General features: G+C 41.0%; 7 protein-coding genes. All 7 read left to right on the forward strand.

Annotated elements, in window-relative coordinates; all coding sequences use genetic code 11:
• A partial coding sequence (locus ABZB17_RS14475; protein WP_372651049.1) for a sugar porter family MFS transporter occupies positions 1 to 1,157 on the forward strand: 1,157 nt, incomplete at its 5' end.
• Between the two features lie 32 nt (positions 1,158 to 1,189).
• A complete protein-coding gene (locus tag ABZB17_RS14480) occupies positions 1,190 to 2,092 on the forward strand; it encodes a carbohydrate kinase (protein ID WP_372651050.1) in 903 nt (300 codons plus the stop codon).
• A gap of 43 nt (positions 2,093 to 2,135) precedes the next feature.
• Positions 2,136 to 5,297 (forward strand): SusC/RagA family TonB-linked outer membrane protein, encoded by a 3,162-nt coding sequence (locus ABZB17_RS14485; RefSeq protein WP_372651051.1) that lies wholly within the window; start codon positions 2,136 to 2,138, stop codon positions 5,295 to 5,297.
• A 12-nt stretch (positions 5,298 to 5,309) separates the two neighbouring features.
• Positions 5,310 to 7,031, forward strand: coding sequence for a RagB/SusD family nutrient uptake outer membrane protein (locus ABZB17_RS14490; RefSeq protein WP_372651052.1), 1,722 nt, complete (start codon positions 5,310 to 5,312; stop codon positions 7,029 to 7,031).
• A 26-nt stretch (positions 7,032 to 7,057) separates the two neighbouring features.
• Positions 7,058 to 8,233: a DUF4960 domain-containing protein gene (locus tag ABZB17_RS14495; protein ID WP_297101686.1), complete on the forward strand. Its 1,176-nt coding sequence runs from the start codon at positions 7,058 to 7,060 to the stop codon at positions 8,231 to 8,233.
• A 77-nt stretch (positions 8,234 to 8,310) separates the two neighbouring features.
• On the forward strand, positions 8,311 to 10,572 hold the full coding sequence (locus tag ABZB17_RS14500) for a GH32 C-terminal domain-containing protein (protein WP_297101689.1): 2,262 nt from the start codon (positions 8,311 to 8,313) through the stop codon (positions 10,570 to 10,572).
• A 2-nt stretch (positions 10,573 to 10,574) separates the two neighbouring features.
• Positions 10,575 to 11,808 (forward strand): glycoside hydrolase family 32 protein (locus tag ABZB17_RS14505; protein WP_372651053.1); only part of this gene is annotated, 1,234 nt, incomplete at its 3' end.

The raw sequence follows: 11,808 nt of genomic DNA on the forward strand, positions 1-11,808 counted from the left end.
TAATAATAGGGAAACCAGCTGAAAAGTTTGGCCGACGCAAATCTTTAATCATTTTATCAGGTATCTTTTTTATTTCAGCTTTAGGAAGTGCTTTTTCAATAGGCTGGGGTATGTTACTGTTTTTTAGATTGGTAACAGGCATAATGCTAGGTTGTATTTCAGTGGTTACACCCATGTTCATTGCCGAAATATCACCGGCAAAAAAACGTGGGCAATTAGTGTTACTCAATCAGTTTTTTGTTGTATTCGCTATTTTCCTGGCATTTGCAGTTAATTATTTTTTGGTCAGCACCATTGATCTCGATTCCTGGCGTTGGATGATTGGAATTGAGGCAATTCCTGCCCTTTCATTCTTTTTATTGTTGAATCTGGTTCCTGAAAGTCCGAGATGGTTAATTAACCATGGACGATATGAAGAGGCTTTGTCCACTTTTGAACGTATCAAAGCTGAGGATCCGGAAGAGGAAGTCAGGATTGTCAAAGAATCAGTTGAGCAGGAAGAAGCTATCGGTTACGGTAAACTGTTTGTAAAAGAAAACCGTTTACCGGTGATGATTGCAATAATGATTGCAGCTTTCAACCAATTAGCCGGTATTAATGCCATAATGATTTATGCTCCGCGTGTTTTCGAAATGGCAGGGTTCGAAACCGATATCTCTTTACTCCAATCCATCTCGGTAGGTGCAACAAATCTGCTTTTCACCTTTGTAGCTCTTTTTCTTATCGACAAATATGGACGGCGCACATTGTTAATGGTTGGTTCAGTTGGTATGGTATTTTTTCTTGGGATGCTTTCAAAGTCGTTCTTCACGGGCGATTACTCCGACCTGGGAGGTTACGGGGTGATGATTTACCTGATGGGGTTTATCGCGTTTTTTGCATTTTCCCAGGGAGCTGTTCTCTGGGTTGTTATTTCTGAAATTTTTCCTAACAAAGTTCGTTCGCAGGGACAGGCACTCGGAAGTTTTACACATTGGATTTTTGCTGCTGCACTTATATGGGGATTTCCGGTTTTAAACAATGCAGTTGGCGGCGGAGTCTCCTTTGGTTTTTTCGCGATCATGATGGTATTCCATTTCTTTTTTGCATGGAAAGTTCTTCCTGAAACCAAGGGGAAATCGCTGGAGGAAATTCAGCTTGAGATGAAAAGAAAATAACACCCATCATATAACATCAAAAGAAACTAATCATGGAAATTAAAAACAAGGAAATATTGTGTATTGGTGAAGTGCTTTGGGACAGGTTACCTTCGGGAGCAAAACCCGGAGGGGCCCCAATGAACGTTGCGCTTCACCTGAATGCAATTGGGATGGATGTCGCAATTGCCAGCAGTATCGGAAATGACGATGCAGGGAAAGAGTTAAAGGCTTTTTTAAATAAGTCAGGCGTTGACACCCAATATATCCAGGAAGATGAATCATTGCCAACAAGCGAAGTACTTGTTCACTTGGATGAAAACAATAATGCAACTTACGAAATATGTGAACCGGTTGCTTGGGATGCTATTAAGCTATCAGATAGTTTGATGGAGAAAGCCAAGAATGCAGGTCTTCTCATTTTCGGCACACTGGCATCAAGAAATCCGATTGCCCGGCAAACTATTATGCGTTTACTCACTTATGACGGGCTAAAACTTATGGATGTTAATTTCAGGAAACCTTATGACAAACAGGAAATTGTAGAAACACTACTCCAAAACACAGACATCGTAAAAATGAACGATGATGAATTGGTCGTTTTTGCAAACTGGTATAATAAACATAAATATGATGAAAAAAGCCTGATTAAATGGTTTGCTGCGCAATACAATATAAAAATGGTTTGTATCACAAAAGGTGAAGACGGAGCCATTTTATACTGCGATGGTGAATTTTACGAACATCCGGGCTTTAAAGTAAATGCAGTAGATACTGTTGGGGCTGGCGATGCATTTCTGGCGGGTTTAATTTCTTCGCTTATAAATGGTAAAACCCCTGATGAAGCTTTAGCATTTGCATGTGCAACCGGTGCCTTTGTGGCAACAAAAACAGGAGCAACTCCTAATTACGATATGAAGGAAATCAATTCGATATTATCTGATATTTCAGTGTAAGTGAGAAACAAATTATACAAAATCTAAGTAATCTTATCTAATTATGATGAAACTAATCAAATTGAAAAAAGCAGGCAAAGGGATATTTATTGTCCTGTTGAGTTTGCTTTCAACAGTGTCGTTTGCACAGCAAGCCACTGTTTCTGGTAATGTTACAGACTCCAACGGGGAAAGTTTGCCCGGCGTAACTATTATTGAAAAAGGAACAACGAATGGAACAATTACTGGTATTGACGGAGATTATACCATCTCTGTTTCAACAGATGCAACACTCGTATTCAGTTTTGTGGGTATGCTTAAACAGGAAATTGCTGTAGGCAACCAAACAACAATTAATGTACAGTTGAATGAAGAAGCTATTGGCTTAGACCAGATTGTTGTAACGGGTTATCAAACACAGAAAAAAGCTGATTTAACAGGTGCTATCAGCGTAGTTGAAATGGATGAAGTAAAGGAAACGCCAACCGGAAATGCTGTAAAAGCATTGCAGGGCCGTGTAGCTGGGCTTTATGTAACTACCGACGGGAATCCAGGATCATTCGCCACTGTTCGAATCCGTGGTGGTAGTACTATGGGAGGAGGAAGTAACGACCCTTTGTATATTATTGATGGAGTACCTACAACAGGAGGTATTGAGCAACTCAACCCCAACGACATCGAATCGATGCAGGTATTAAAAGATGCATCGGCTGCTAGTATTTATGGTGCGCGTGCAAACAACGGTGTAATTCTTATTACAACTAAAAAAGGTAAAGAAGGAGTTACTAAGGTTGAGTTCAGCTCTTATGCTACGATTCAAGAATATACCTCAAAACTCGATGTACTAAATACCTATGACCGGGGATATGTAAATTGGCAGGCTGCAATCAACGACGGATTGACACCAACTTCAAGTATTTATAAATACGACTGGCATATGGAAGGCGATAACGCAGTGCTCGACAAAATTTTATTGCCTGAATATATTGATCCTGCACAAACAATGCGTCCGGCAGATACACGCTGGTACGACGAGATTTCTCAAACTTCACTTATTCAGTCCTATAACCTCACAATTTCTAATGGAAATGAAAGAGGAAGTTCACTTATTTCTTTGAATTATTACAACCACGATGGAATTATCAAAGAAACCAACTCGAATAAAATTACCGCACGTATTAATTCCGATTATAATTTTTGGGACGGTAAATTAAAAGTGGGAGAAAACCTGAATGTTTCAAAAATATACAATGCTGAAATTCCTACCGGTGATGTAATGTACCTGGCATTGGTGCAACAACCCGTAGTTCCGGTAAATTCTGTTGATGGTGGCTGGGGTGGTCCTGCCCCTGGAATGACAGACCGGCACAATCCGGTTCGTTTAATCGAGCAGAACAAACAAAACAAAGGAAAATCATCGCGGGTTTTTGGAAATATTTATGCCGACCTCGAGATAATGAAAGGACTACATTTCAGGACAAGTTATGGTGTGGACTACACCCAAACTTACAGGCGTAAAATGGATTATAGTTATGTGTCGGGATTTTTGATTAGCGACATTAACCGTACAACCACTTCACAGTCGCACAACTTATCGTGGACATGGACCAACACATTGAATTACAAGTACGAAAAAGAGAAACACAGTCTTGATGTGGTTGCAGGAACTGAAGCCATTAAATACGAAGATGAATGGTTCTGGGCAAGTCGCGAAGGTTTTGTTCTTGAAGATCCGGACTATATGTACCTAGATGCCGGAACGGAAAAAGTATTAAACGGAGGAGGAGGCTCGGGGAACTCATTATTCTCCATTTTCGCGAAAGCTAACTATGTATATGATTCAAAATATTTGTTTTCTGCAACACTACGCCGCGATGGTTCATCACGTTTTGGTAAAGATAATTTGTACGGAATATTTCCTGCCTTTTCTTTAGGATGGAGAATCAGCGAAGAAAACTTTATGGAGTCTGTTTCGTCGGTTTCGAACCTGAAACTAAGAGCTGGCTGGGGTATTACTGGTAACCAGCAGATAAGTAACGAAGCCATTTATTCAATCTATCGTACCGATTATGGTGTTGATCCTACATGGGTTTTCGACTCTGGAACAGCTTATGATATAATGGGAGTTGATACTGGAACGCTACCTTCCGGATTCAGAAAAATCCGCGAGGGTAATCCACTGCTCAAATGGGAAGAAGCCAATCAAACTAACCTTGGTATCGATTTTGGTTTCTTCGATCAGGCCATTTACGGAAGTATCGATTATTTCTTTAAGGAAACAAAGGATATTTTAATTGAACCTCCTTATCTAGCAGTTAAAGGTGAAGGCGGAAACCAATGGGTAAACGGTGCAACACTTGAGAACAGAGGATGGGAAGTAGTATTTGGTTACAGAAAAGATTTTGCAAGTGGACTTAGTATGGATTTATCTGCAAATGTATCGTCGTATAAACGAGAAGTAACCTATCTGCCCGATGAAGTTCTTACTGGATACCCTGGCGACCCAGCAACGGACAAAACCGTAATCGGACATTCTGATTTGGTTCATTTTGGATATATCGCGGATGGAATATTCCAGAACCAGGGAGAAGTGGATGCACATGCTGAACAAACCGGCAAAGGAGTTGGTCGGATTCGTTATAAAGATATTGGTGGACTGGATGCAGAAGGTAATTTTGTTTATGAACCAGATGGTGTTGTTGATGCATTGGACAGGACATGGATTGGAGATCCTAATCCGGATTTTGAATACGGATTAAACGCCAGCTTTTCCTATAAAAATTTCGATTTAAATATATTCTTTCAGGGAATTTATGGTGCCGATGTCTATAACGAATATAAACACCTCACCGATTTCACATCTATATGGCAGGGAACAAACTTTGGATCAAGAACGCTGGATGCATGGTCTCCAAACAATACTGGTTCTACTATTCCAATGTTGACTCTGACCGATACGAACAACGAAAACCGGGGGTCAACCTATTTCATTGAAAACGGTTCGTACCTGAAATTGAGAAATCTGCAGTTGGGTTATAATCTCCCTAAAAATCTGGTTAATAAAGCCAAACTGTCATCAGCCCGGATTTACCTGCAAGGACAAAACCTTTTCACGATAAAAGATTCGAAAGGTAGCGACCAGTTTACAGGTGTTGACCCTGAATCGCCCGGATTTGCATATCCGATCCCGGCAAGTTATACCATTGGTGTTAATCTAACTTTTTAAAAACGGACTATCATGAAGAATAAAACAATAATACTATTAGCAATCATTGCAACAGGATTTTTAATTTCCTGTTCGGATTCCTTTCTGGAGATGACTCCGAAGAGTATCATCAGTAACGACCAGCTTTTAACCCCCGAAAATGCAGAAGGAATGGTTATCGCAGCTTATGCAGAGCTTGGTAATGACCATTACACCGCTCCAAACTCGCTTTGGCCATATGCTGACAATACCAGTGGAGATTCTTACAAAGGCGGTGGCGGAACCGGTGATATCTGGGAATTCAATTTTATGGAACTTTTTGCTTTTAACACAACCGATAATCCTCTTGTTGACCAGAAATGGTACAGATTATACGTGGGTGTTGGACGTGCGAACGAAGCACTTAAAGTCATCAATCAGCTTTCCGAAGAAGAATATCCGGAGAAAACAGAACGTCAGGCGGAAATGCGTTTTCTCAGAGCGCATCATTATTTTATTCTGAAAACCATGTTTAAATACATTCCCTGGATTGATGAAACTGTAGTTGGTGAAGCTTATGGCGAAGTATCGAATCGTGAATTCTCGGATCAGGAACTTTGGGATAAAATTGCTGCCGAATTTGAATTTGCTGCCAGTAATCTTCCTGAAACTCAAAGTGACAAGGGAAGGCCAAATATGTATGCTGCCAAAGCATATCTGGCAAAAACAAAACTTTACCAGGCTTACGAACAGGGCGAAGATAACGCAGTAACCAGTATAAATTCTTCAAAATTACAGGAGGTTGTTGACCTTGTTGATGAAGTTTCGGCCCAATACTCTTTGTTTACCGATTTTGGCTACAACTTCCTTTGGAGCCACGACGAAGGGAGCACAGAATCGGTTTTTTCTATTCAACGTTCGGTTGACGACGGAACACCGAAAGGTCGCCTGGATTGGGGAAATATGCTGAATTACCCGATGAACCCGGAGTACGGCTGTTGCTGGTTCCATATTCCATCACAGAACCTTGTGAATTCATTTAAAACCGACGGAAATGGATTGCCACAGTTCGATACATTTAACGACTCGGATGTACTTGAAGGTGCTGATTTTTACGATAATTCTTTTGATGTACGTTTAGACCATACTGTTGCAATCCCGGGCCATCCCTGGAAATACGACCCCAATTTTATTTATCAGAAAGATTGGGCCCGGGCAACACAAATTTACGGGCATTTCTCTTCACTTAAAGAAAACCAGTCACCTAACTGTGCTTGCTTTCAAAAAGTACCACCTTTTATGGCAAGCTCGAAAAATACCGACATTATTCGTTTTGCCGATGTATTATTATGGAAAGCTGAGGCATTAATTGAATTGGGACGCCAGAATGAAGCATTGCCAATCATAAATGAGATTCGTCAACGTGCAAACAATAGCACAGCCATGTTGAAAATGAACGATGGCACGCCAAGTTCAAACTACAAAATGGACATCTACAAACCTGGTGTAAACTGTGACTGGACTCAGGAATTTGCCCGCCAGGCTTTGCGCTGGGAAAGACGCTTAGAGTTTGCAATGGAAGGTATTCGCTTTTTTGATTTGGTACGTTGGGGAATAGCCGGAGATTATATCAACAATTATTTTGCTGAAGAAAAAACCAAACGAGAATACTTGAAAGATGGTCAGTTTACGGAAGGGAAGCATGAGTATTTTGCTATTCCTCAAAATCAAATTGATTTTAGTAAAGGTTTGTATAAGCAAAATCACGGTTGGTAACAGTTAAACATTTAAAAGAAATTGAAATGAAGAAATATTTGATTTATATAATACTGATAACCTTTTCGGCCGGATTATTTTCTTCCTGCGAAGAGGATTACACAAGCTCGCTGAACCTGGATGCTGATGTTAAAATACAGAGTTTCTCGGTTGCGGGGACTGAAGGCGAAATCGATGAAGCAAACAAAACCGTTACGGTAACCATCGAAAGCGGGAGCAATATTGATCTTAGCAATATAAGCCCGGAGATTGTACTTCCAGCAGGAGCTGTCATTACTCCTGCTATTACATCAAGCATGGATTTCACCAATCCTGTTGAGTTTACGATTGTAAACGGCGATATTTACTGCCAATACACCGTAACTGTTTCTGAGAAATTCTATTTTGCCTTTTTGGGCGAGCCTGCCAATGTATCTGCTATGACGATTTTAGATGACCAAAAAGCTGCAGAATGGTTTTTAAAGAAATATCCTTCTGCTGAATATGTAAGTTTTAGTCAGGTTGCCGATGGCACAGTAGATTTGAGCAAATACAATGCCGTTTGGTATCATTCAGACCAGGGTACACGCCCTTGCTGGCCTGATGCTCAAATGTTATACGGAGTTGCCGATAATTCTGCAATAGTATCCAAGCTGAAAACGTATTATGAAAATGGAGGTAACATCCTGTTAACCAATTTTGCCGGTTCGCTGGTTGATGAACTGGGAATTGTTAGCGAAGCAAAATATGCTCCAAACAATGCTTTTGGCGATATCGAGGCAAATCCTGATTCTTATAACTGGGGCGATTGGGATTTGAGGTGGTACGGTAATCCAGAAAACCCCATAGCTCAGGGATTAAACTATAAAAGTGATGACCCAACAAAATTTATAATGTTGCCTAACGGAGTTGCACGCCGTAACCGTACCAACCAGTATAACGTGGATGACTGGACGGATTACGCAGTTGGTGGCTCAACCATTGAGGAACGGGTTGCATACTTCGAAACCGTTAACAACTGTGAAGTATTGGTGTCCAACTGGAACGGCATGGAGATTAACCTGGTTTTATGGGATAAACATGATGGTAAAGGTGCCGCTATCTTTATTGGTTCAGGAACTTATGACTGGTATGCTGAGAATGATGTTGAAAACACAGCGGGTAACCGCGAGAAGCTGACATCGAATTGCATTGCATATCTATTGGCAAAATCGAAAGAATAATTCATAAAAGGAAGGAAGCCATTTCAGGCTTCCTTCTTATAACAGCTTTGGGAGATTAAATAATTAAACAAATTATTATGAAGAATATATTTGTGACCCTATTAATTGGTGTGTTGTTCAGCTTTTCGCTTATTGTTAAAGCTCAGGACTATAGTGAGCAGTACCGGCCACAATTCCATTTTTCTCCCAAAAGTGGCTGGATTGGTGACCCGGACGGAACCATAAAATTCGACAGTCTGTACCATCTTTTTTGGTGGGGACACGCCGTTTCCGAAGATTTGGTGTACTGGAAAGAATATCCCTGGCCCATGCAGGGAGGAAACTCGTCTTTCGATTACTACACAGGTTCGGTAGTTGTAGATACTGCAAACACTGCCGGGTTTGGAACCGGAGATGACACGGTTGCCGTGGCGATTTATACCATGCACAATAGAACAACAAATATTGAAACGCAGGGAATCTCATCGAGTACTTCGCCCGATTTTAAATACTTCAATTATTACAACGATAACCCGGTAATTCCTTCCACTTCAACCGATTTCAGGGACCCCTCTGTATTTTGGGATACGCAACTCAACCGTTGGGCTATGGCTATTACACGTCCGGGTGAACATCGTATTGAAATTTATAGCTCTCCTGATTTGAAAAACTGGACTAAACAATCGTCTTTCGGGCCACTTGGTGCACGAACAGGCGCCTGGGAAGTTCCCGACCTTTTTCAACTCCCATTAGATGGTAATCCTGAAAATAAGAAGTGGGTTATGATTTGTGGGATGGGTCCTAATCGTGGGCAATACTGGGTAGGCGATTTTGATGGAAGTACTTTCACTCCTGACGGTACAACCCTGACTTATTTGAAAAATGGCACCGGTATCAACGGTGAACTATTTACTGATTTTGAAGATTCTGATTACGGAACATGGACTACAGAAGGAACTGCTTTTGGCACGGGCCCGGCAAATGGATCCCTGTCCGGCCAAATGGATGTATCAGGTTATTTGGGCGACTACCTGGTGAATTCTTTTAATGGTGGCGATGCCGCAACCGGGAAACTGGCATCTCCGGAGTTTACGGTTTCCAAGAATTTTATCAACTTTTTAATATCTGGCGGAAACCACAATAATTTAACCTGTATTAACCTACTTGTAAACGGAGAAGTTGTAAGAACGGCTACCGGTGACAATTCGGAACAGCTAAAATGGTTTGGCTGGGATATAAGTGAATACATCGGACAAACTGCAGTATTACAAATTATCGACAATTTCTCAGGTAGTTGGGGACACATTAATATCGACCACATTATGTTCTCGGATATTCTTACCGACCATAGATACGAACATGCCTACTGGATTGATTACGGCCCCGATTTTTATGCTGTAAGAACTTATCGGAATTACGATGCAGATGACGACCGTACCGTTTGGCTTGGTTGGATGAATAACTGGGATTATGCCAATAGCATTCCGACCTCCTGGGGAGGAAGTACAGCTGAGTCGCTGCCCCGCGAAATACAGCTGGTTAGCACTCTTCAAGGTTATAAAATCACTCAAAAGCCAATTGAGGAATTGAAGAAGTTAAGAAAGGAAGAAGTAGTACTAACGAACAAAACAGTAGAAGGAACAACTGTATTAACAGAGTTTAAACCTCTGAAAAATACTTATGAGTTTGAAGCAGTTTACGAAGTAAACCCGGGAAGCGATCAGAAAGTCGGCTTTAATCTTTGTGTGTCGGATGCCAATAAAATGGTATTGGGTTACGACGCTAAAACCTCGAATGTTTTTATCGACCGTACACAAAGCGGATATGTAAGCTTTAACAGCAAATTTCCGCGGGTTATAAATGCTCCTGTGCAGTTAAAAGAAAACAAAATCAGTTTTCATGTTTTTGTTGACCAACTGTCGCTTGAAGTTTTTGTGAATGATGGAGATGTTGTATTAACTTCATTGATGTTTCCTAATCCTTATTTTCAAAAAGGCATCGAATTATTCTCGATAAATGAATCATCAGTACTTCAATCATTTAATGGTTGGGAGCTCAACTCAATTTGGGAAGAGGAGCTGGGCACAGGAATACTGGACAGAAGAGAAAACATAAAATCGATTGATGTATATCCTAACCCGGCCAACCACAAAATACACTTTACGCTGAATGCTGGAACCAGTAAAACCGCCACAGCAAAAGTTATAAACCTACTGGGACAAACCCTGAAAGAAAAAATAATATTTCCCGGTATTTCCTCGTCCGAAATCGATATAAGCGATTTAAAAACGGGACACTACATTCTTTATGTTTTGAATGACAACCAAATATCAACTCAACAATTTATAAAAGTAAATTAATAATGATGAAGACATTTTATAAGCTTCTGGTGGTAGTTTTTATCTTAAGTGCCTGCGAGCCGTCGGCAAACAACCAACAAGAAAAATACAATGAACAATACCGTTCCAAGGTTCATTTCTCGCCTGAAACAGGGTGGGCTAATGACCCGAATGGGATGGTGTATTACGATGGTGAATACCACCTGTTTTTTCAGCATAACCCGGATACTACAATCTGGGGGCCAATGCACTGGGGGCATGCGGTAAGCAAAGACCTCATTCACTGGGAACAGCTCCCAATAGCATTGTACCCCGACAGTTTAGGATGGATATTCTCGGGAAGTGCTGTAATTGACTGGGAAAATACATCGGGTTTGGGAGAAAACGGCGTTCCGCCAATGGTGGCTATTTTTACCTATCACAATCGGGAGTTGGAAAATACCGGAACTGATAAATTTCAGTCTCAGGGAATTGCATATAGCCTTGACAAAGGGCGTAGCTGGACGAAATATGAAAACAACCCGGTTTTACCTAATCCCGGAATTCGTGATTTTCGTGACCCAAAAGTGATGTGGCACCCCGAAAGTGAGAAATGGATAATGACCCTTGCCGTGCTCGACCATATCAATTTCTATTCTTCGCCTAATTTAATCGACTGGACCCTGGAAAGCGAATTCGGAGAAGGAATTGGAGCACATGGCGGCGTTTGGGAATGCCCTGATTTGTTTCCTTTGCAAGTGGAAGGAACAGACGAAATTAAGTGGGTATTACTGGTAAGTATCAATCCGGGAGGGCCAAATGGAGGTTCGGCGACACAATATTTTGTTGGCGAATTTGACGGGCATGTATTTGAACCACACGGAGAAAGGACTAAATGGTTGGACTATGGTAAGGATAATTATGCAGGTGTAACATGGTCGGATATTCCGGATGAGGATGGCAGAAGAATTTTAATTGGCTGGATGAATAACTGGCAATATGCAAATGAGATTCCGACATCGGGCTGGAGGGGGGCATTTACCCTCCCGAGAACCCTGGAATTGACAGAAATCTATAACGACTATCTACTTGTTTCGTCGCCGGTAAAAGAATTTGAAAAACTAAAATCAGGTTCAAAAAAGATCTCCGGTTCTACAGTTTCAGGAATGCAGGAGATTAATATGAAACCACAGTTCCCGATGGAAATAAACTTGAACTTTAATACTGAAAACAATACAGCAATGAATTTTGGTGAGCGTTTCGGGATTATTTTATCAA

Source organism: Draconibacterium sp. (genome assembly GCF_041583095.1).
In the GTDB taxonomy this organism is placed as follows: domain Bacteria; phylum Bacteroidota; class Bacteroidia; order Bacteroidales; family Prolixibacteraceae; genus Draconibacterium.